At 68.6% G+C, this 23,498-nt stretch carries 7 protein-coding genes (1 of these 7 only partly in view); 1 reads left to right on the forward strand and 6 read right to left on the reverse strand.

Annotation, left to right across the window (positions count from 1 at the left end):
* The 3 genes from QSK35_RS06395 to QSK35_RS06405 all read right to left on the reverse strand — a co-directional run.
* A protein-coding gene (locus tag QSK35_RS06395) for a non-ribosomal peptide synthetase (protein WP_285743192.1) crosses the window boundary here: on the reverse strand, positions 1-4,421 show its start. 8,689 nt of this gene lie to the left of the window's left edge; the window shows 4,421 of its 13,110 coding nt (coding positions 1-4,421); it begins with the start codon at positions 4,419-4,421; its stop codon lies off the left edge, out of view.
* Entirely contained in the window at positions 4,418-17,332 is a 12,915-nt protein-coding gene (locus QSK35_RS06400) for a non-ribosomal peptide synthetase (RefSeq protein ID WP_285743194.1), read from the reverse strand. Before QSK35_RS06400 ends, QSK35_RS06395 begins: the two co-directional genes overlap by 4 nt.
* A 151-nt stretch (positions 17,333-17,483) precedes the next feature.
* A complete protein-coding gene (locus QSK35_RS06405) occupies positions 17,484-18,644 on the reverse strand; it encodes a beta-ketoacyl synthase N-terminal-like domain-containing protein (protein WP_285743197.1) in 1,161 nt (386 codons plus the stop codon).
* Between the two features lie 332 nt (positions 18,645-18,976).
* Between QSK35_RS06405 and QSK35_RS06410 the strand changes: the two genes are divergently transcribed.
* The gene (locus tag QSK35_RS06410; protein WP_285743609.1) at positions 18,977-21,688 is read left to right on the forward strand and encodes an EAL domain-containing protein; all 2,712 of its coding nucleotides are present in this window, start codon (positions 18,977-18,979) and stop codon (positions 21,686-21,688) included.
* Here QSK35_RS06410 and QSK35_RS06415 read toward each other — a convergent pair.
* The 3 genes from QSK35_RS06415 to QSK35_RS06425 form a co-directional block, all read right to left on the reverse strand.
* Complete coding sequence (locus QSK35_RS06415) at positions 21,685-22,173, reverse strand: hypothetical protein (protein WP_285743199.1); 489 nt, start codon at positions 22,171-22,173, stop codon at positions 21,685-21,687. The two genes, QSK35_RS06410 and QSK35_RS06415, sit on opposite strands and share 4 nt — an antisense overlap.
* A gap of 37 nt (positions 22,174-22,210) precedes the next feature.
* Positions 22,211-23,026 (reverse strand): RICIN domain-containing protein, encoded by an 816-nt coding sequence (locus tag QSK35_RS06420; protein WP_285743201.1) that lies wholly within the window; start codon positions 23,024-23,026, stop codon positions 22,211-22,213.
* Between the two features lie 72 nt (positions 23,027-23,098).
* Entirely contained in the window at positions 23,099-23,476 is a 378-nt protein-coding gene (locus tag QSK35_RS06425) for a hypothetical protein (protein ID WP_285743203.1), read from the reverse strand.
* Positions 23,477-23,498: the final 22 nt, after the last annotated feature.

The following is a 23,498-nucleotide window of genomic DNA, read 5'->3' on the forward strand; positions in this document are numbered from 1 at the left end:
ACGAGCGCGTGCCGATCCCCCGACCTGACCAGCGAGAATCGCATCAGCGGCGGTTGCGTGACGTCGAAGCGCGCCCGGTCCTCGCGCGCCACCTCTGCCACGTCGCCGTCGACGACCCGCCACGGCACGGTGAAGTCCGCCGGGACGAACTGCACCGGCTCATCGGAGTACCTGAATCCGGCTCGCAGGTTCGGATGCCGTTCCAGCAACGTGCGGGCAGCCGCATGGAGGGCGTCGGGATCCAGCCGGCCCTCCAGGTGGAGCACGACCTGCACGACGTACACGTCGGTGGCGTCCTCGTCGTACACCGCGTGGAAGAGCAGGCCTTCCTGCAACGGCGACACCGGCCACTCGTCCGATTCGTCGTACAACGCGATGCCCGCAAGCGCTTGCTGCCACAGGTCGGCAAGAACGTCCATTCCGGACAGAGAGCCCGTCAGGTTCGCCGACAGCTTGTCGCCGTGGGTGATCGCGTTGATGTCGAGCAGGTGACCGGACACCGACTCACCGGCCGGGAGCTCGGCCGTCTCGGCGGCGATCGTCCAGTCGGCGTCGGGCGCCTCGAAGCGACCGAGGTAGTTGAACCCGATCCGCGGCTGGGGCAGCGCGGCGAGCACCGGAGCCGTTTCGGGATTCAGATACCGCAGCGCACCGAAGCTCAGGCCGTGGTCCGGCACGCGCAGCTGCTGCTTGACGCGCCGCAGCACCCGCCCGACGACCGGTCCACCGGCGACGAAGTCGTCCCACGACAGGATGCCGTGATCGAGCCGCACCGGGTACAGGCTGGTGAACCACCCGACCGTGCGGGACAGGTCGACGCCCTCGTCCTCGTGCCTGCCGTGTCCCTCCAGATCGATGACCGCGTCCGCGCCCCAGCGGCTCAACGCGACCGCCAGCGCGGTGAGCAACACCTCCTGCGGACCCGCCAGCCGCGTGGTGATCTGGTCGACCGGCAGCGAGACGGTGACCGACGTCGCCGAGGCCACCGGCGTGGGAAGCGCTTGCGGCGCATCGAGAACCGCCCGCCAGGTGTCGAGCCGGTCGGCCCACAAGGTGGCCTTCTCGTGCATCGAACGGGCCCACCAGCGCAGCGAGGTCCCGACCGGCGCCAGCGGCACCCCGCTCCAGGCGGCCTGGAGGTCCGGCAACAGGATCCGCCACGACACCCCGTCCACCACGAGGTGGTGCAGGACGAGCAGCAACCGGCCCGGCTCGACCAGGACCGCCTGCACCATCACGCCGGACGAAGGGTCGAGCCGGTCGAGCGCCGTCTCGGCCTCTTCAGCGAGGCTCGCAACGGCCCGGCGCACGGTCACGGTGACCGAGCCGGGTGGGGTGATCTCCAACGTCCAGTCGCGGACCCGCATGCGCAGCGCGTCGTGGTGGTCCACGACGGTTTGCAGCGCGACGGTGAGGTCGTCGACGGTGGCGTCGACCGGCACGCGAACGACGACCGACTGGCTGAACCGCCGCATCGATTCGCCGCGTTCGCGCAGCCACTCGACGATCGGTGTCCGTGGCAGATCACCGAAGCCCTCGTCAACACCGACCACTTCACCAGCGGCGTCGACCGTCGCCAGCGCGGCGACCGTGCGGCGTTCGAACACGTCGCGGATCGACAGCTCCACCCCGGCCGCCCGCGCCCGCGACACGAGCTGGATCGACATGATGCTGTCGCCACCCAAAGCGAAGAAGCTGTCGTCGACGCCCACCGACGGCAGCCCCAGCACCTCGGCGAACAGGCCGCACAACACCTCTTCCCGCTCGGTGCGCGGCGCTCGCCCGGACACCGCCACCGACGGAGCAGGCAGTGCGTTCCGGTCCACCTTCCCGTTGGGCGTCACGGGCAACGCGTCCATCGGCACGATCACCGACGGCACCATGTGCTCCGGCAACCGTGAAGCCAGCCAGGAACGCACGTCGTCGGAAGACACCACGTAGGCGACGAGCCGGCCGTCCCGCACCACCACGACGTTCTGCGCGATCTCCGCCAGCACGGCCTCGATCTCACCGAGCTCGATCCGGAAACCGCGCACCTTCACCTGATCATCGGCCCGGCCGATGAACTCGAGCTCGCCAGAACGGTTCCAGCGCACCATGTCCCCGGTGCGATACATCCGCCCGCCGAACGGACAAGCCACGAACCGCGACGCGGTCAACGCAGGCCGCCGCAGATACCCGCGCGCCAGACCGGCACCCGCGACATACAACTCCCCCGCCACACCAGCGGGAACCGGCCGTAACAACCCGTCCAGCACGTAGACGCGCGTGTTGGCAATCGGCCCGCCGATCGGCGCCCCCGAGCCCAACGGCGAGCTCATCGTGGCGCACACGGTCGTCTCGGTCGGGCCGTACGCGTTGATCATCCGACGACCGGGCGCCCACGCCGACACCAGCTCGGGCGAGCACGCCTCACCGGCCACAACAAGGCATTCGAGCGAAGGAACCGGCGACACACCGGCCAACGCGACCGGCGGCAGCGTCGCATGGGTGACGTCGCGAAGAACGGACGCGAGGTCGTCGCCCAGCACCTTTCCGCTGGTCAGCACGAGCGTCGCGCCGGACAGCAGCGACATGCAGATCTCCCAGAACGCCGCGTCGAAGCTCAGCGATGCGAACTGCAGGACCCGTTTCCCGGGCCCGACCCCCAGCTGAGACCGTTGCGACTCAAGAAGACTCGCCACGCCGGCGTGCGACACCACGACACCCTTGGGCCGCCCGGTCGACCCGGACGTGTAGATCACGTACGCCGGATGCTCCGGCCGCAGGTCCACCACCGGGTCGTCGACCGGCCCCGACAGTTCGGGCAAGGCGGTCAGCACCACCTGTGGCGCGGCATCGGTCAGCATGAACTCGATGCGCTCGGCCGGATAGTCGGGATCGACCGGCAGGTACGCGCCACCGGTCTTCAAAACACCCAGCACCGCCACGACCATGTCGATCGACCGCGGCAACGACAGAGCCACGATCGACTCCGGTCCCACCCCGAGCCCGATCAGGTGGTGCGCTAGGCGGTTCGACCGCTGACTCAGCTCCAAATAGGACAGTGAAGTGCCGTCACACTCCACGGCCGTACGATCCGATACCTGGAACAGCGCGGGCACGGTCGCCGCCGACACGGGACGCGCCGAGTCGTTCCACTCCAACAGCATCCGAGAGCGTTCGGTCGGATCCATCAGCTCGACGCGCGCCAGCGGCCGGCCGGGATCCGCCGCGAACGCCGCCAGCACGCGGACGAGCCGATCGACGATCAACCGCACGTCGGCGTGGGAGAACAGGTCGGGCCGGTAGCTGACCCGCAGCCGCAGCCGCTGACCCGGCACCGCGACGAGCGACAGCGGATAGTGCGTGACGTCCCCGCCGTTGGTGCCGAGATACGAGACCCGCACCGCACCGACGGTGTGCTGGGTGGACGCGTCCACCGGATAGTTCGCGAACTCCGTGACGGTGTCGAACAGCTCGCCGTGCCCGCGCTGGATTTCCACGAGGTCGAGGTGCTGGTGGTTCAGCAGCGCGGCCCGCTGTTCCTGCAACCGTTCCAGCACCGTGCCCAGCGAGTCACCGGGCCGCATCCGCACCCGCACCGGCACGGTGTTGATGCACAACCCGACGAGCCGGTCGCAGCCGGGCAGCTCGGGCGGTCGCACCGCGACAGTGGCGCCGAAGACCACGTCGTCGCTACCGGTCAGATAACCGAGCAGAACACCCCACGCGCCCTGCACTACCGTGCTCAGCGTCAACCCGTGCCGCCGCGCCTGCGCGGTCAGGGACGACGTCAGCTCGGGCGACAGCAGCTCGGCGACCTCCGACGGGATGACGGAGGCGTTGTCGCCGGGCCCGATGCGCGTGGGCGTCACCCCGTCCAGCGCCGCGTGCCACGCCTCCCCCGCCGCGTCCTGATCCTGCCCCAGCATCCACGCGAGGTAGTCCCGATACGTTGGCGGATAAGGCAAAGTGGTACCGGAGTAGAGGGCGAACAGCTCCTGCAGGAAGATCGGCGCGGACCAGCCGTCCAGCAGGATGTGGTGGTTGGTGAACACCAGCCGGTAGCCGTCGTCCAGGCGGATCAGGGTGAACCGGAGCAGCGGCGGTCGCACCGGATCGAACCGCCGGGCCCGGTCCTCGGCGAGCGTCCGCTCCAGGTCGTCGGTCTCGATCTCCGACCACGGCACCTCGATGTCGGCCGGCACGATCTGGACCGGGAAGTCCAGGCCCTCGTAGTGGAATCCGACCGCGAGGTGCGGATGGCGGCGCAGCAACGCCTCGGCCGCCGCGCGCAACGCGGGCACGTCGAGCGGCCCGGTCACCTCGAAGACGGTCTGCACGACGTAGACGTCCGGGGCGTCCGCGTCGTACAGCGCATGAAACAGGAAGCCCCGCTGCAACGGCGACAACGGCAGCACATCGGCAACACCCGTCACGACTTCGTCCTCCGCGCCGACTCGAGCATCGCGATCTGGGCCTGGCTGAGCGGCACCAGCAGGTCAGATGGGGTGAGCCCGCCCGCCTCAGGCCGTTGCGCGTGCGTGACCAGGCCTTCCAGCGCGGCGAACCACAGTCCGGCGAGCTCACCGATCCGCTCGGCGGAGAACAGGTCCGCGGCGAACAGCCAGTGCGCCACCAGTTCCGGCCCGTCCGGCCGGTCCTGGGTGGCGGCGTCCAGCGCGATGGCGTGGGCCAGCGGCATCTCCCCGTGTTCGATCCCGCTCAGCAGCGTCGCGTCCGAGGATGGTGCCCAGTCGTGATCATCGGTCACGGTGAACCGGCCGAGATAGTTGAACCCGAGCTGCGGCCGCGGCAACCCGGCAAGCGCCGGTCCGGTCTCGGCGTCGAGGTACCGCAGCACGCCGTAGCCCAACCCGTTGTCCGGCAACGCCCGCAACTGTTCCTTCACCTGTTTGACCGCCTGGCCGAGCGACACCCCGCCGGACGTCACCTCGTCCCACGCGAGCTGGCCGGGGTCCAGCCGCACCGGGAAGATCGTGGTGAACCAGCCGACCGTGCGGGACAGGTCGACGCCCGGCACACCGAGCGCGTCCGCCTCCCGGCCGTGGCCCTCGACGTCCACCAGCACCGGTCCAGGTTCGCCGCGCCACTGCGCGACGGCCACCGCGAACGCGGTCAGCAGGACGTCGTTGATCCGCCCGTGGAACAGCTCCGGCACCCGCGTCAGCAACGGCCTGGTCACCGATGCGGGCAACGTCAGGGTCAGCGATCCCGCCTTGGTGTCCTGGTCGGTGAGTGGCCGGACGGACAGCAGTGGATCCGGACCGCGCAGCACGTCTGTCCACAATGGCAGCTCGGATCGCCTGTCCTGCTTCGACAACAGCCTCGCCCACTCGCGGAACGACGTCCCGCCCCTCGGCAGCGGCCGGCCTTCGAAGGCCGCTTGCAGGTCAGGCAACAGGATCCGCCACGACACTCCGTCCACCACGAGGTGATGCGCGACCAACAGCAGACATCCGCTGCCGAACCAGACGGCCTGCAGCATCACGCCGGACTCGGGGTTCAACCGGGCCAGCGCCTGTTTCGCCTCCTCGGCCAGTCCCCCGGTCGCAGGCCGCACGGTCACCTCGACGGAGCCCGGTGGCGTGATCTCCAGCTTCCGGCCACGCACCCGCATTCGCAGCGCGTCGTGGTGATCGACAACCTTCTGCAGCGCGGCCGTCAAATCTTCCGCGCTGGTCGGCGGAACCCGGATCACCATCGACTGGTGGAAGTCGTCGATCGACCCGCCGCGCTCCCACAGCCAATGGATGATCGGTGTCGCCGGCAGCTCACCCGCTCCAGCGTCGGCGGCCCGTTCGACTACGTCCCCGGCGCAGGCGGCGAGCGCGGCCGGCGTCTTGCGGTCGAACACGTCCTTCGGGCTGATCAGCAGACCGGCCTCGCGGGCGCCGCTGACCAGGCGCAGAGTGTTGATGCTGTCGCCACCCAGTGCGAAGAAGTTGTCGTCCACACCCACACGCGGCAGCCCGAGCACGGACGCGAACAGCCCGCAGAGCAGCTCTTCCCGCTCGGTCCGCGGCGCGCCGTCCGACACCACGATCTCCGGGTCGGGCAGCGCCGCGCGGTCCACCTTTCCGTTGGGCGTCAACGGCAACGCGTCCAACGACACGATCACCGATGGCACCATGTACTCCGGCAACCGTTCCGCCAACCATGACCGGACATCGGCCTTGGACACCACATAGGCGACCAACCGCCCGTCGCGCACCACCACGACGTTCTGGGCGATCTCCGCGAGCACGGCCTCGATCTCACCGAGCTCGATCCGGAACCCGCGCACCTTCACCTGATCATCGGCCCGGCCAACGAACTCGAGCTCGCCAGAACGGTTCCAGCGCACCAGGTCCCCGGTGCGATACATCCGCCCGCCGAACGGACAAGCCACGAACCGCGATGCGGTCAACGCAGGCCGCCGCAGATACCCGCGCGCCAGACCGGAGCCCGCGACGTACAGCTCACCGGTCACGCCGACCGGAACCGGCCTCAGGAAGGCGTCCAGCACGTAGACCCGCGTGTTGGCGATCGGCCGGCCGATCGGCGCCCCCGAAACCAGCGGCTCGCTCATCGTGGCGCACACGGTCGTCTCGGTCGGTCCATACGCGTTGATCACACGCCGCCCCGGCGAGAACCGACTGATCACCTCGGCGGAGACGGAATCGCCCGCCACCACGAGGGTTTGCACATCCGCCAGCTGTTCGGGCGTCCATGCCGCCAGCATCGACGGCGGCACGGTCACGTGCGTGATGTCGTCCAGCCGGTCGCGCGGGCCGATCACCAGCGCCGCGCCGGACAGCAACGCCATGCACACCTCGGAGAACGCGGCGTCGAAGCTCGGCGACGCGAACTGCAGCACCCGGCTGCCCGACGTGACGCCGAACCGCGCGACCTGCGACGCCACCAGGCTCGGCACACCCGCGTGCGAGACCACAACACCCTTGGGCGTGCCGGTCGATCCGGACGTGTAGATCACGTACGCCGGATGTTCCGGCCGCAGGTCCACCGCCGGTTCGTCGACCGGCCCACTCAGTTCGGGCAGCTCGGTCAGCACCACCTGGGGCGCCGCGTCACGCAGCATGAACTCGATGCGTTCGGCCGGATAGTCCGGGTCGATCGGCAGGTACGCGCCACCGGCCTTCATGACGCCGAGCATCGCGACGACCATGTCGACGGACCGCCCGAACCGCAGCGCCACGACCGACTCGGGTCCGACGCCGAGCCCGATCAGGTGATGCGCCAGCCGGTTGACTCGCTCGTTGAGCTCCACATAGGACAGTTCGCCGCCCTCGAACACGATGGCCGGGTTGTCCGGCGTCGTCGCCACCTGCCGCCGGAACAGCTCCGGCACGGTGCCCGACAGGGCACGGCCGGTGTCGTTCCAGTCAACCAGCAGCCGCGCGCGTTCGCGTTCGTCCAGCAGATCCAGGCGAATGATCGGACACGAGTCATCCGTGAAGGCTTGGAGCACGCGAAGGAACCGTGCGGCGATCGCGTTCGCGTCCAGGTCCGGCCGGTGGCTCAGCTTGAACCTCAGCCGCTCGCCGGGCACGGTCAGCAGCGACAACGGGTAGTGCGTGACGTCGCCGCCGTGGGTGCCGACGAACCGGATCCGTTCGTCGCTCTGGTCGATCGGGTAGTTCTCGAACACCGTGACGGTGTCGAACAGCTCGCCGTGCTCCCGCTGGATCTCCGCGAGGTCCAGGTACTGGTGCTCGAGCAGCGCGGTCTGCTGTTCCCGCAACCGTTCCAGCACCTCGCGCACGGTGCCGGTGAGCCGCACGCGCACCGGCACGGTGTTGATGCACAACCCGACGAGCCGCTCGCTGCCCGGCAGCTCCGGCGGCCGGACCGCCACGGTGGCGCCGAAAACCACGTCGTCGTTGTTCGTCAGGCACCCGAGCAGCACCGCCCACGCGGCCTGCACCACCGTGCTCAACGTCAGCCCGTGCCGCCGGGCCAGGCCGGTGAGCCCGCGGGTCAGCTCCTCGGACGCCGCGACCTCCAGCAGCTCGGGAACAGCGGGGGTCGCGTCCCCGATGCGCGTCGGCTGGGCCCCGGACAGCGCCTCGCGCCACGCCTCTATCGATGCCGCTTGGTCCTGACTTTCCAGCCACGCCAGGTAGTTCGCGAACGGCACCGGTTCGGGCAGCTCGTCGGTGAGCAGCTCGTTCAGCAGGATCGGCATCGACCAGCCGTCGAGCAGGATGTGGTGGTTGGTCAGCACCAGCAGCCGCCGGCCCCCGGTGCGGATCAACGTGAACCGCAACAGCGGCGGCCGTGCCGGGTCGAACCGCCGGGCCCGGTCCTCCGCGAGCGTCCGCTCGAGGTCGTCGGTCTCGATCTCGGCCCACGGCAGCTCGACGTCCGCCGGCACCACCTGGACCAAGGCCTCGTGATCGAACGCGGCGGCCAGGTGCGGATGGCGGCGCAGCGCCCGTTCCGCCCGCGCCCGCAACGGGCTCACGTCCCCGGTCACCTCGAAGACCGTCTGCACCACGTAGACGTCCGGCGCGTCCGCGTCGTACAGCGCATGGAACAGCAGTCCTCGCTGCAACGGCAACAGCGGCAGTACCTCCGGGTTCAGCGACATCGGTTTCGCCTCGGGGATGTCCGTGCCCGCGGCCGCCGCCAGACCCGCGGGCGTCTTGTGCTCGAAGACATCCTTCGGCCGGATCAGCATTCCGGCGTCCCGCGCTCCGCTGACCACGCGCAACGTGCTGATGCTGTCGCCGCCCAGCGAGAAGAAGTTGTCGTCCACGCCCACGCGCGGCAGCCCGAGCACGGACGCGAACAGCCCGCACAGCAGTTCTTCCCGTTCGGTCCGCGGCGCGCCGTCCGACACCACGATCTCCGGGTCGGGCAGCGTCGCGCGGTCCACCTTTCCGTTGGCGGTCAACGGCAACGCTTCCACCGACACGATCAGCGACGGCACCATGTACTCCGGCAACCGTTCCGCCAACCACGACCGAACATCGGTCTCGGAGACCACATAGGCAATCAGGCGGCCGTCGCGCACGATCACGACGTTCTGGGCGATCTCGGCAAGCACGGATTCGATCTCCCCGAGTTCGATCCGGAACCCGCGCACCTTCACCTGGTCATCGGCCCGGCCGATGAACTCCAGGTTCTCGCCCGCCCACTTGACCAGGTCGCCCGTCCGGTACATCCGCCCTGGTCCGAACGGGCACGCCACGAATCGTTCCGCCGTCAGGTCCGGGCGGTTCACGTAGCCACGGGCCAACCCGGCGCCCGCGATGTACAGCTCGCCGACGACACCGGCGGGCACCGGCCTCAGGAACGCGTCCAGCACGTAGACCCGCGTGTTGTCCAGCGGCGACCCGATCGGCACCGCGCCCTGGTGGTCGCGCGGCACGTCGTACGTGGTCGCGAACGTCGTCGTTTCCGTTGGCCCATAACCATTCGTGACCACGGTGTCCGGGCAATGGTCGAGCACACGCCGCACCGCGTTACCGGACACGACGTCACCACCGGCCAGGACGCGCCGCACCCCGGCGAACACCTCGGGCTCGCGTTCGGCCATGACGTGGAACAACCCGGCGGTCAGCCACACCGCGGTGATCCGCTGCTCGACGATCGTCCGCGCGAGATCCTCCGGCGCCACGACCACCGTGCCGCCGCGCAGCAACGGAACCCACAGCTCGAAGGTCGAGGCGTCGAACGCGTGCGGCGAGTGCAGCAGCACGCGTTGCGCCGAGCCGTCGTCCCAGCGCCGGTCCAGCGCCAGTTCGACGACATCGCGGTGGGTGATCTGGATCCCCTTGGGCGTGCCCGTCGAGCCCGAGGTGTACATGACGTACGCGATCTGGTCCGGGTCAACCGTCAACTGAGGCTCGTTGGCCTGGGCCCCGGTCTCCTCGGCACCGGTGAGCACGATCGCCGCGCCGGTTTCCCGCAGCCCCAGCTCGATCCGGCTCTCGGGATACGACTCGTGCACCGGAACGTAGGCGCCACCGGCCTTGGTGATGGCCAGAATCGCCACAATCAGTTCGGTGGAGCGGTTCATCCGCAGTGCGACCGGTGTTTCCGGCCTCACACCTCGTTCAATCAGATGGTGCGCCAACCCGTTCGCGCGCGCGTTAAGTTCCTCGTAGGTCAAGGTTTCTTCGCCGCACACGACCGCGGTGTGCTCGGGCGTCCGGGCGACCTGCGCCGCGAACAGCTCGGGCAGCGTCGCGTCCGGAACCGCATGTTCTTTGAAGGTCAGCAGCTTCCGGCGTTCGTCGGGATCAAGCAGATCGATGTGGCTCAGGGGTTTGCGCGGGTCGCCGGTGACCGCGTCGAGCAGCCGGACCAACCGTTCGGTCAACATGCGCACGGTGTCGTGGTCGAACAGGTCGGTGGCGTAGCCGACCTGGCCGTGCAACCCGTCCCCTTCGCGGAAGTCGAGCAGCAGGTCGAACTTGGCGCCGTGCGTAGGCAGCGGTTCGAGGTCGACCCGCAGGCCGGGCAGCTCGAAGCTGGTCTCCGCGGCGTTGCGCAGCGTCAGCATGACCTGGAACAACGGGTGGCGCGCGAGCGACCGCTCCGGGTTGAGCACCTCGACCAGGCGGTCGAACGGCAGGTCCTGGTGCGCGTACGCCGCCAGAGCGGTGCTGCGCACCCGGCCGAGCAGCTCCTCGAACGACGGGTCGCCACTCGTGTCCGTGCGCAGCACCAGCGTGTTGACGAAGAACCCGACGAGGTCGTCGAGCGCGTCGTCGGTGCGGCCCGCGATCGGGCTGCCGATCGGGATGTCCGTGCCCGCGCCCAGCGCGCTGAGCAGGGCGGCCAACGCGGCGTGCAGGACCATGAACAGGCTCGTGCCGCTCTGCCGGGCCAGCGTCACCAGCTTCGCGTGCAGTTCCGGCCCGATCTCGAAGTCCAGCGTCGCGCCCTCGTGGCTCGCCACGGCCGGGCGCGGCCGGTCGGTCGGCAGTTCGAGGTGGTCGGGCAGGTTCTCGAGGGCTTTGGTCCAGTACGCCTCCTGCTCGGCGACCGGCAGATCCCGTTGCCACAGCGCGTAGTCCGCGTACTGCACCGGCAGCGGCTTCCAGTCCGGCGCGTTGCCGGTGGAGCGCGCGGTGTAGGCGGTCGCGATATCACTCCACAGTGGACCTATCGACCACTCGTCGCCCGCGATGTGGTGCAGCAGCACGACGAGCACGTTCCCGCCGCACAACCACGCGCGGATCGGCAGCTCGGTCGTGAGGTCGAACCGGTGGCTTGTCAGCGTGGCCGGGTCGACGTCGACTTGTTGTAGTTCCGGTGTCAGGTCGGTGACCAGCTGGCTCGGCACGCCGTCGCGTTCGACGATGATCGTGCGCAGGCTCTCGTGCCGCTGCACCACATCCTGCAGTGCTTCTTGCAACGCCACCACGTCCAGTGCGCCCGTGAAGCGGACGGCCAGCGGCACGTTGTAGATCGCGTTCGGCCCCTCCAGCCGGTCGAGGAACCACAACCGCTGCTGCGCGAACGACAACGGCACGACGTCCGGCCGCGGCATCGGCTCAATGCGCGGCGCGGTGTTGCCGGCGTTGGCGATCCCGGCCACCGTGGGCGCCTCGAACACCGACTGGACCCCGATGTCCAGGCCCAGCACCGCACGGATGCGGCTCACCAGCCGGGTCGCCAGCAGTGAATGCCCGCCCAGCGCGAAGAAGTCGTCGTCGATGCCGACCCGCTCTACGTTCAGGACTTCGGCGAACAGTCCGCACAGGAGCTCTTCCCGCGGTGTTCGCGGTGCTCGACCTTCGGCGACGAACTCAGGTTCTGGCAGTGCATTTCGGTCGAGCTTTCCGTTGGGAGTCAACGGAATTTTGTCGATCTCGACGAACTTTGCGGGCACCATGTGGCTCGGGAGCTTGGCTTTCAGCTGCTCCCGCAGTCCGTTGGTGTCGCCGACGACGTAAGCGACTACCTTGTCGTCTTTTGCGATTACTTTGTTCGGCGCCGGGATCGCCGCTTCGATCTCGCCGAGCTCGATGCGGTAGCCGCGGATCTTGACCTGGTCGTCGCTGCGTCCGAGGTACTCCAGCTGGTTTTCGTGGTTCCACCGCGCAAGGTCGCCGGTGCGGTACATCCTGCCAGGGCCGAACGGGCACGCCACGAACCGTTCGGCCGTCAGCCCCGGCCGGTTCAGGTATCCGCGCGCGAGCCCGGCGCCGGACACGTACATCTCGCCGGGCACGCCGGGCGGCACAGGCTTCAACCGGTCGTCGAGGACGTGGACGCCCAGGTCCGGGATGGGCTCACCGATGATGCTTCCATCGCGCGGCCTGTCGACCTGGAAGTATGTGACGTGCACGGTGGTCTCGGTGATGCCGTACATGTTGACCAGCGCGGGTCCCTCGACCCACGCCCGCCGCAGGTCGAGCGCCTCGCCGCCGAAGATCACGTACCGCAGGCCGTCCACGCGTGGCAGCTGGTAGAACGCCGACGGCGTCTGGTTGAGCACCGTGACGCTTTCTTTTCGCAGCAGCTGTGCGAACTCCTCAGGCGCACGGCTCACCTGCTTCGGCACCACGACCAGCCGTCCGCCGTGGAGCAACGCACCCCAGATCTCCCACACCGAGAAGTCGAAGGCGTAGGAGTGGAACAACGTCCACACGTCGTCGGGCCCGAACCCGAACCAGTGGTCGGTCGCCTCGAACAGCCGCACGACGTTGCCGTGCGGGATGACCACGCCCTTGGGCCGGCCGGTCGAGCCGGACGTGTAGATCACGTACGCCGGATTCTCCGGCCTGACCAGCACTTCCGGATCCGTGTCGGGGTATCCGTTGGTGTCGGGGATTTCGGTGAGCGTGATGACGGGAGCGGCGTCCGTCAGCGTGGTGTTGATGCGCTCTTCCGGGTAGTCCGGGTCGATCGGCAGATATGCCGCGCCCGACTTCAGCGCCGCCAGGATCGCGACGACGAGGTCCTTGGATCGTGGCATGACGAGTGCGACGATCCGTTCCGGTCCGGCACCTCGCTCGATCAGGTGGTGCGCCAGGCGGTTCGTCCTGTTGTTCAGTTCCACATAGGACAGTTCGCCGTGCTCGTCGGTGATGGCTGTGTTTTGGGACTGTTTGGGGAACAGGTCGAGCAGCGTCCTGGGTGTGGTCTCGATCGGTCGCGGCAGCACCGCGTCGAACAGCTCGACGTCGCCGATCCGGACGTCGGGGTCGGCGATGACGGCGTCGAGCATCCGTTCCCAGTACCCCTTGACGGCCTCGATCGTGGTGGCGTCGAAGAGATCCGTGGCGTACTCGAAGTGTCCTTCCAGTCCGTGCGGTGTTTCTTGCAGCGTCAGGCAAAGGTCGAACTTCGTGGTGCCGGTGGCGACCGGCTCCACCTCGACCTCGAGTCCGGGCAGGTCGATCTCGGCCGGGCCGGCGTTCTGCAGCACCAGCATGATCTGGAACAGCGGGTGGTGCCCCCGCGACCGAGCCGGATTGAGCGCCTCGACGAGGTACTCGAACGGCACGTCCTGGTTGGCGTAGGCGGCGAGGTCGGTCTCGCGGACCTGGTGAAGCAACTCGCGGAACGTCGGGTTGCCCGCGGTGTCGGTGCGCAGCACCAGTGTGTTGGTGAAGAACCCGATCAGGTCGTCGAGCGCCGCGTCGGTGCGCCCGGCGATCGGGGTGCCGATCGGGATGTCGTTCCCCACGCCGAGCCGCGTCAGCAACGCCGCGAGTGCCGCGTGCAGCACCATGAACAGGGTCGCGCCTTCGCGGCGCGCCAGCTCCTTGATCCCGTTTCCGGCGATCGAGACCCCGGTCCGGGCGCCCCGGTCCGACGCGACCGCGGGCCGTTGCCCGCCCATCGGCAGCGTGGCGAGCTCCGGGAGTCCGGCCAGCCGCTCTTTCCAGTACTTCAGCTGCCGGTCCCGCTCGTTCTTCAGCGCATCTCGTTGCCACAGCGTGTAGTCCGCATACTGCACGGGCAGCGGTGCCCAGTCCGGGGTCTTTCCTTCGGTTCGCGCCCGGTAGGCCGTGGCCAGGTCTTTGAGGAATGGCCCCATCGACCAGCCGTCGCCGACGATGTGGTGCACTACTACCAGCAGTCGGTGTTCGGTCTCGCTGATTTTGGTGAGCTCCACACGGACCGGGACCTCGCCTGCAAGGTCGTACACGATTGGGTGACTGAAACTGTCAACAGTTCGGCCCTGCGCCTGCGGCGGCTCAAAAGTGTCAGACCCCCGCGGTACGCTTTGAGCGCATAAGGAAGCGCGCGGGCCAAGCGGCTGCTCTGACACGGGCACAACGACCTGCTCCGGCTCGCCGTCCGTGGTCGTGGTCGGGAAGAACGTTCGCAACGACTCGTGCCGGGCTACCACGTCAGCCACCGCGGCCCACAGCGCATCGGCGTCCAGGTCGCCGGTGAGCCGGAGGGCCAGCGGCATGAGGTAGGTGGCGCTCGGGCCTTCGAGCTGGTGCAGGAACCACAGGCGGCGCTGGGCGAACGACAGTGGGATCCGGTCTGGCCTCGGCTGCGAGGTCAGGGCGGGCCGGGGGTTGGCGGCGGCCAGCGTCAGGCCGGCCACCGTCGGCGTGTCGAAGAGGGCGCGCATCGGTAGTTCGATGCCCAGTACGGCTCGGACCCGGTTGGTGAACCTGGTGGCCAGCAAGGAGTGGCCGCCCAGTTCGAAGAAGTTGTCGTCGATCCCTATGTGGTCGACGCCGAGTACTTCGGAGAACAGGCCGCAGAGGACCTCTTCCTGTGGGGTGCGCGGTCCGCGTCCGCGCCCGGCGAACTCCGGGGCGGGCAGCGCCGCGCGGTCGACCTTGCCGTTCGGGTTCAGCGGCAGTTCGTCCAGTTCGACGAACGCGGTGGGGACCATGTGTTCGGGAAGCAGCCGAGCGGCGTGCTCCCGCAACCCGTCCGCGGAACCAACGACGTAGGCGACGATTCGCTCGTCCCGCACGACGACGACCGCCCGGCGAACCCGGCTCAGCAGGGCCGCCTCGATCTCTCCGGGCTCGATCCGGAATCCGCGCACCTTCACCTGATCATCCGCGCGACCGGCGAACTCCAGCGATCCGGAACGGTTCCACCGGGCCAGATCGCCCGTGCGGTACATGCGGCCCCCGAAGGGGCAAGCCACGAAACGGGATGCCGTCAGCCCCGGCTGCCGCAGATACCCGCGCGCCAACCCGGCGCCGGCCACGTACAGTTCACCGACCACCCCCGGTGGCGCGGGCCGCAAACGCTTGTCCAGCACGTAAACCCGGGTGTTCCAGATTGGACGTCCGATATGGACATCCGTCGAGAACAGGCAATCGCCGGTAACCTCGGTCGAGCCGTAGAAGTTGATCAGCCGGGCGTCCGGCAGAACGGAAGCGAACCGGGCGGCGTGGGCCGCGGTCAGGGCCTCGCCGCTGGATATCCAGAGCCGGCAAGCCGGAGGTGTCCGCGACTCGAGCAAGGTCATCAGCAGGCTGGGTACGACCGTCAGGCGGCCGATGTCGTGCCGGGCCACCAGATCGGGGTCGACCGACGTCGACGGCGACAGCACCAGGTGGCCGCCGTGCAGCAACGGGCCGAGCAGTTCGGTGGTGCCGTCGATGAAGCTGAGCGACGTCTTCGCCAGGACCGGTTCGTCGTAAGGGAACTCGTGCGCACCCCACAGCAACCGGTTGACCAGCGCGGAATGCGTTCCGACGACCGCCTTCGGGCGGCCGGTCGACCCGGACGTGTAGATCAGGTACGCGGGATGCGACGGGCGCAAAGGAACGACCGGGTCCGACGAAGGCACATCGGCAACAGGCAGCGAGCGAAGAACCACCGCGGGAGCGGCGTCGGCCAGCAGGAACTCGACCCGCGAGGCCGGATACTCGGGATCGATCGGCAGGTAAGCCGCACCCGCCTTGAGCACGCCGAGCACGGCGATCACCAGGTCGAGCGACCTGGGCATGTGCAAGGCGACGACGGATTCGGGACCCACGTCGGCCAACGCGTGCGCCACGCGGTTGGACAAGAGGTTCAGCGAAGCGTAGGTGAGACTCTCATCGCCGAACGTCACCGCCACGGCGTCGGGTGTGCGGGCAACCTGCGCGCGGAACAGCGCGGGGATCGTCGTGTCCGGCACGTCTACAAGCGTGTCGTTCCAGTCGAAAACGACCTGACGGTCCTCGAGAAACGGGATCTGCCCGACCGGTTCGCGACCGGAGCAGAGCGCGCCGACGAACGCGGTGAACCGGGAAGCGTGCGCGGCGAGATCGGCAGCGGAGTACAACGCCGGATTGGCCTCGAACTCCACGGTGTCGCGGCCGTAGGCGTAGATCATCAGGTCCTTGACCGGCGCCATCGGCAACGCGTGCATGGTCGAGACACAGGAGCCGAACCGGACGTCGTGGTCGAACGACATGGGGTTGACGACGACGCTGAACGCGGAACGCCGCGCGAACTCCGCACCGGGGTGGTCCTGATGCTCGACGACACGCCGCAGGCTGTCGGCCACCGAAGCGACGACCTCCGTGAACGGCATGCCGGGATCCACGTGGACCCGCAGCGGCAGCTGCGTCGCGCGCATCGCGGGCGTCGCGAGAGCAACGCCGCTCGAACGGCCGGCCGAAGTAAGCCCGAGGACCACATCCTCGGTACCGGACAACCGGTGCAGGTAGACGGCGGTCGCCGCGATCAGCACCGTCGACCAGGGCACCCGGTGCGCGGACAGGTCGGCCGACAGGGAAACACGCAAGGTTTTCGCGGAGGCGGGTGCGGCCAGGCTCACGGGCGCGGCGCACTGCGACAGCCAGAAGTCGCGGTCCAGCGCGAACTGCGGCGACGAGAGGTACGCGGCCTCCTCGGCCACCAGGTCGTCCAGCGAGCCGAACGTCGACGGCGGTGGTTTCTGCCCGGCGACCAGAGCCGAATAGATCTCGGCCAGCCGCTGCAGATAAATCGTCTGTCCATAGCCGTCGAGCAGGATGTGGTGCACGCGGAATTGAAAGAAGTAGCGGGAAGGAGAAATACGGAACAGGGTGTGACCGAACAGCGGACCGTGTTCCAGATCCATCGGATCAGCAAGAAGTGCACGCATCCGGTCGTGTGCCGCATCCGGACCGTCAACGTCCACAATAGACAGATCGACATCGAAGAGTGGCTCGACGACCTGCCATGGGGTGCCGTCCTCGTCCGGGACGAACCGCGCCCACAGGGCCTCGGTCTCGGCGACCGCCTGCCGCACCGCCCGGCTCAGCAGTCGCGCGTCCAGCGAACCGTTGATGTCGAACCAGATCGCGCAGTTGAACTGCGCTTCGGCCGGACTGAGCTGCTGCGCGACCCACACCCCCGACTGGGCGGCCAGCAGCGGCCGGCGGGTGGTACTGGTGTCGAACAACATCCGCTCACACTCCTGTCGAGAGGGCAACGCGCCGGATGGGCGGTGTTGTTCTCTAGCGGGGTCAGGAGCGCGGTGCCGACCATTGTTCGCCCCAAGGAAACCAGGGCGCAGGCCGGTCAGCAGTAGAGCGTTTCCATGAGGCGGTAATCACTCAGGCCGGTGGCGCCAGCACGATTACCGAGTTGTGACCGCCCATTCCCAAAGAGGATTTGACGGTGATGCCGTCTGCCACCTGCGACGGTCCGTCGAGCAGGCGGGGATGTCCCGGTGCGACGACAGGTGGCGCGGGTAGGACGCCCCGGTCGTAGCCGAGGGCGGCAACGGCCACCTCGACCGCGGACGCCGCGCCCTGACAGTGGCCGGTCATCGGTTTTACCGAGTACACCTCGGTTTCCGGGAACAAACGGTCCAGCACGGCGGCCTCGGCCCGGTCGCATTGGGCGGTACCGGGACCGTGCGCGTTGAGGTAACGCACGGCGGACGCGGGTACGCGGGCGTTCTCCAGCGCGTCCTCGAAACAGGCTGTGATCTGTGAAAGGTTCGGGTCTATCGATGTCACGTGGTAGGCGTCATGGGACATCGCGCCACCCAGCGTTGTCGCATATGGCCGATCGGCGCGCGACGAGAGCACGAAGGACACCGACGCCTCGCCCATGATGAAACCGCGGCTGCCCTGCTGGAACGGGCGGCACGCGTCGAACGGCTCCGCGTCGGCGATCGCGACGCCGAGCCGGACGAAGTGCGAGACGTTCTCCGGGGTCAGCGAAAGATCAGTCGCGACGAACACGACGTCGTCGACGATTCCGGCGTCCAGCCAGGACTTCGCGGTGATGAGGCCCGCGTTGCCGGACGCGCACATGGCCGACACGTTCATCGCCGGACCGTGGAACCCGTACTCCTGCATGAAGGTGGACATCGGCGTGGACGGCATCAGCGCCAGGTAGTCGTGTACGGACAGAGATCCGCCACGGGTGGTGTAGAACTCGCGCCACAGGTCGACCTCGCCGAGCACGACGGCGTGCAGGAGGCCGACGCGACGACCCGGCCGCCAGCCGCGGTCGGCGGCGTCGTGGATCGCTTCGCGGGCCGCGGCGCGCATGGCCTGGGCGAACCGGCTCGGTCCGTCCTGGAGGTCACCGCCGTCGTCGGACACACAGGCGGCCCACACGGTGTCGCCGGGATGTTCGGCCAGTCCGGACACGATGCTGGCCGCGGGTTTTCCGCTCATCAGACCGTTCCACAGCGGTTCGCGGCCCCAGCCGTACCCGCTGACGACTCCGATTCCGCAGATCGGCATGCCCTGCACGGTCATTTCGCTCCCCCTCACCTCGAGAGCTGACACCGCCCGCCGGCGAACTCACAGAAGCAAACTCACCCAGAAGCGAACTCATACAGCGCGATCCGCCGAAGAGAGCAACCGTTGACGTGCTGTTCAAGGGCAGGCGTGACCATGGTAACCGCGATGACACACGAGTAGGCACATCCGCTTCCAGTGGTCCACCATGGACGCGGTCCGATATAACGGCACACCGTGGACGCATCAGACGGGTGGGAATTACGTCCTCGATGTAGTACTACTCCCCGATGGCGCCACCACGAATCGGACCTGACTACGGGCCTGGGGGCCACGCGGTGAAGGAGCTCATGGGCGACGCCGAGTTCGACCAGGAGGTCCTCGTCGAACTCGCGCTCTCGGCCGGGTCGGCCGTGGTGTGGTGGTACGACTTCGCTTCCGACGGTGTGGCCTGGCTATCCGGTCTGGACGACATGCTGGGCCTGTCCGGCTCGGACGAACCGGTGGTGCGCGCCCGCCTCGCGGACCTGATCGCGCCGCTGACCGTCGCCGCGAAGGCGGCCGCGGTGTGGCAGACCTTCGAGCTGGAGCAGGAGTGCAAGACCCCGGCCAACGAGGTCCGGTGGATCCTGTTCCGGGCCAGGGTGTCCGAGCACGACGGCAAACGCACCCTGCTCGGTGTCGCGAGCGACGTGACGAGCCAGCGTCTGCAGCAGCAGGCGCTGACCGATCTGGCCGACCGGTACCGGCTGCTGATCGAACTGTCGCCGGACGCGATCGTGGTGCACGAGGCCGGGCACGTCGTGTACGCGAACCCGGCGGCGGTGCGGTTCGTGCACGCGAGGTCCGACGCCGAGATCCTCGGCCGGCCGATCACCGACTTCGTGCACGCGGACTCGGTTCCGCAGATGTTGCAGCGCATTTCGGAGCTGAACGCGCCGGGTGCGGCGAGCGAACCCGCCGAGGCCGTGCTGCTGCGGTTCGACGGCGGCACGATCGACATCGAGTCCGTCTCGGTGCGCACCACCTGGGAGGGCCGCCCGGCGTTCCAGGTGATCATGCGGGACGTCACCGCGGCCAAGGCCGCCGCGGCGGCGGTGCACTACCAGGCCGCGCTGGTCGCCCACGTCAGCGACGCGTTGATCGCGACCACCGCGAACGGTGTCGTCACCAGCTGGAACCCGAGCGCCGAGCAGGTGTACGGGTATTCGTCCGCCGAGGCGATCGGCCGGCCGATCCACCGTGTGGTCGGCGCGTCGCTGGACCCGTCGTCCGTGCTGGAGGGCGGCGGGGTCGTGCAGACCGTGCACAGCCGGTCCGACGGCAGCGCCCTCGCGGTGCGCGTGTCGGTGGCGCGGATGGACGACGGGTACGTGCTGATCTGCGCGGACGAGACCGCGCGCCGCCGCGCCGAACAGCACTTCACCACGGTCGTCGCCGCCATCGAGGAAGGCGTGATCGTGATCGGGCCGTCCGGTCTGGTCGAGTCGGTGAACCCGGCGGCCGAGCGGATTCTGGGGATCCACGAGGAGATCGCGGTCGGCACGCCGATCACCGCGGCCGCGTTCTTCGACGAGACCGGCGCCCTGGTGCCGCCGTCGAACTATCCGTCGGTCCACACGCGGCTGACCGGGCAGCCGCAGCACGGCCGGATCGTCCGCGTGGATCGGCCGGGTAAGGCGAGCATCTGGCTGTCGGTCAGCAGCCGCGCCCTGACGCCCGGCTCCCTGCCGTCGGCGGTCGTCGTGTCGTTCACCGACATCACCGAGCGCCGGATGATCGACGGCCGGCTGGAGCACGAGGCCACGCACGACGCGCTGACCGGGTTGTTCAACCGGACGGTGACCATCGACCGGCTCAGCCCGAGCGCCCGCGGCCACCGCTCCGGCCACACCGCGGTGCTGTTCATCGACCTGGACAAGTTCAAGGTCATCAACGACTCGCTCGGCCACAGCGTCGGCGACGAGGTGCTCAAGGTCATCGGCACGCGGCTGACCCGCAGCGTCCGCCGCGGTGACGTCGTCGGCCGGCTCGGCGGCGACGAGTTCGTGGTCGTCGCGTACGGGATCATCAGCAAGGCCGAGGCCACGGCGCTCGCCGACCACATCCGCGCCGAGCTCAACAGACCCATCGAGCTGGAAGGCCGCAACCTGCACGTCGACGCAAGCATCGGCATCGTGATCGCGGCGCCGGAGGACACCCGCGGCGGCGCCGACCTGCTGCGCGACGCGGACCTGGCGATGTACGAGGCGAAGACGCGCGGCCGCGGCCGGCACGCGTTCTTCGACGTCGACCTGCGCGAACGCACCCAGCGCCGGCTGCAGCTGGAACAGGACCTGCGTGAGGCGCCGCGCACCGGCCAGCTGTGGCTCGCCTACCAGCCGATCGCCGACCTGCGGACCGGTGAGATCAACACGGTCGAGGGCCTGCTGCGGTGGACGCACCCGTCGTACGGCCCGATCTCGCCCAGCGAGTTCATCCCGCTGGCCGAGGAGAGCGATCTGATCAACATCGTGGGCGCGCACATGCTGTACGCCGCGTCCGCGGAGATCGTCTCCCTGCGGTCCACGACGAAACCGGACCTGCAGCTGACGGTCAACCTGTCGGCGCGCCAGCTGGACGACCCGTTCCTGGTGCCCGCCGTGCGCAACGTCCTGCGCACCACGGGCCTGCCGCCCAGCGCGGTGTGCCTGGAGATCACCGAGAGCGCCCTGATGCGGGAACCCAAGCTGGCCGCCCGCACGCTGGCGGCGTTGCGCGACCTCGGTGCCCGTCTGGCGATCGACGACTTCGGCACCGGCTACTCGTCGCTGGCGCAGCTGCTGACGTTGCCGCTGGACACCCTCAAGATCGACCGCACGTTCGTGTCGGGACTGGGTTCCTCCGAGGACGCCGAGGCCATCGTCACCAGCATCATCGCCATGGCGCACGCCGTCGACCTGACCGTGGTCGCCGAAGGGGTCGAGGACACCGTGCAGCTCGACATCCTGCGTCAGCTCAACTGCGACCAGGCGCAGGGCTTCCTGGTCGGTCGTCCCATGCCGTCGTCGGAACTGTTCTAGCCGGGCATGTTGCGCGCGAGGGCGGTCACCGCAGGCAGCACCTCGATGAGCTGGACCTGAACCAGCTCAACGGCTTCGTCCGGGTCGCGCACCGGCTCGACCAGTTCGCGCAACAACGAGCCGACGACGTCGTTCGCGCACCGGTCGATCTCCGGCACGAGCTCGCGCAGCTGGTCGGCGGCCTTGTCGAGCAGCTCGAACCGGGTCGACTCCTCCAGCATCAACGCCACCAGCCGCAGCACGCGCCGGCACGTGCGCAGCGCCAGCGCCCTGGTCGCACCCGTCTGGCCGCCCTGCAGCCCGAGCCGTGACCGCACCCGTTCGATCCAGGGCGCGACCGTCTCCGCGCGCCAGATCGGGCCGGACGCGAGCTCCGCGTCCGGGTCCGGCATGCCATGCGACCTGCGTCGCCGCCACACCGCCACCAACTGCCTGCTCAGGCCCAGCGCGTCCGCGATCTCCGCGATTCCGTAGAACTCCCCCACGCCTCGACTGTAACCTGAGACAACATCATCTGTCATCTCACATGACACTCCAGCGCTGGTTCGCTCCGCCGTGGCACGGAAACTGCTGCAGCACACCGTGATCGCCCAGCGCTCCCGCCCGGATGTCGAGACACATCCCGCTGTGCCTCGCGACGATGCCGGTGGGCCAGATGCTCCACTGCTGGTTCGTCCCGTCGTGGCACTGGTACTGCTGGACGATCTCCCCGGCGTTGTGGCTCGCGTACGGGACGTCCAGGCACTTCCCGGTCGCGACCGACTTGATCCGGTAGTAGCCGTCGCTCGTCTGCTGCAACAGCCACCGCTGGTTCGGCGCACCGTGGCAGGTGTACTGCTGGAGGTTCACGTGGTCGGAGGGGTCGGCGAACGGGATGTCCAGGCACAACCCGCTGTGCTCCACCCTCAGCGTGTACTCGACCGGACCCGACGGACACGTCTCGCCTCGGGCGACGACGGTGATCCGCGTGGCGGTGTCGATGGCGCTCACCACGACGGCGTGGTTGCCCGTGTCGGGCAGCACCTCGGCCTGTCCCGACACGCACACCTTGACGTCCTCACTGCCGACGTCCAACCGGTACCGGCTCTGCACCGACTCGCCGCCCGAGTAGTGGTTGATCGCCAGCACGGTCTGCGACGACGACCCGGACAGCGACGTCTTCGCCGCCACCTCGAACTTGAAGGTGCCGATCGGAGTCACGATCTGCGTGGTCCGCGATACCGCGATGTCCCCGTTGGCGCTCAACGAGAACTCGACGGGGAGCCCGGTCGGCTGGTACTTGACCGTGGGCTCACAGGCCGCGAGAACCAGCAGGGCGGCGAGGACCAGCGCTCTCATCCGCGGCAACCTACGTCCGAACGACCCAGGCCGGGTGATCAAGGAATGCCGGGCGATAAGGAAACCCGATGATCATTCCTCGTAGTACTCGGCGTACCACTCCGCCTGCCGCGAAACCGAGAAGTCCTCGAAGTCACCCGACTCGACGCACAACTTCAGGTAGTCGAGCGCCTCGCCCTCGAGGTGCGCGAGGGTCGCCTCAAGACCCGCGCCGCACAGGAGCTGGACGTCGATCGAGCAGTGGGCGTCCCAGCCGGACTCCTTGGCCTCCCAGATCAGCGGCGCGTCCTCGAGTGAGCCGTTGAGGAAAAGCTGAACGCAGCACAGCTTCATCAGGCCGACGTCGGGTTCCGGCTCGCGCATCTCCCGCGTGAGGATGCCGCGCACCTCGTCCAGCTGCGCGCCCGTGGGTCTCAGGCCGTACTTCTCCAGCAGATCGTCCTCGGTCATCGGCAGATCATGCATGCTGTGA

This window comes from Lentzea sp. NBRC 105346 (assembly GCF_030269605.1).
Lineage (GTDB): Bacteria > Actinomycetota > Actinomycetes > Mycobacteriales > Pseudonocardiaceae > Lentzea.

Bases quoted from the DNA above. Each gene is read 5' to 3' on its own strand.
- QSK35_RS06400 (WP_285743194.1), bottom strand. From the start codon at position 17,332: ATGTTGTTCGACACCAGTACCACCCGCCGGCCGCTGCTGGCCGCCCAG.
- QSK35_RS06420 (WP_285743201.1), bottom strand. From the start codon at position 23,026: ATGAGAGCGCTGGTCCTCGCCGCCCTGCTGGTTCTCGCGGCCTGTGAG.
- QSK35_RS06405 (WP_285743197.1), bottom strand. From the start codon at position 18,644: ATGACCGTGCAGGGCATGCCGATCTGCGGAATCGGAGTCGTCAGCGGG.
- QSK35_RS06410 (WP_285743609.1), top strand. From the start codon at position 18,977: ATGGGCGACGCCGAGTTCGACCAGGAGGTCCTCGTCGAACTCGCGCTC.
- QSK35_RS06425 (WP_285743203.1), bottom strand. From the start codon at position 23,476: ATGACCGAGGACGATCTGCTGGAGAAGTACGGCCTGAGACCCACGGGC.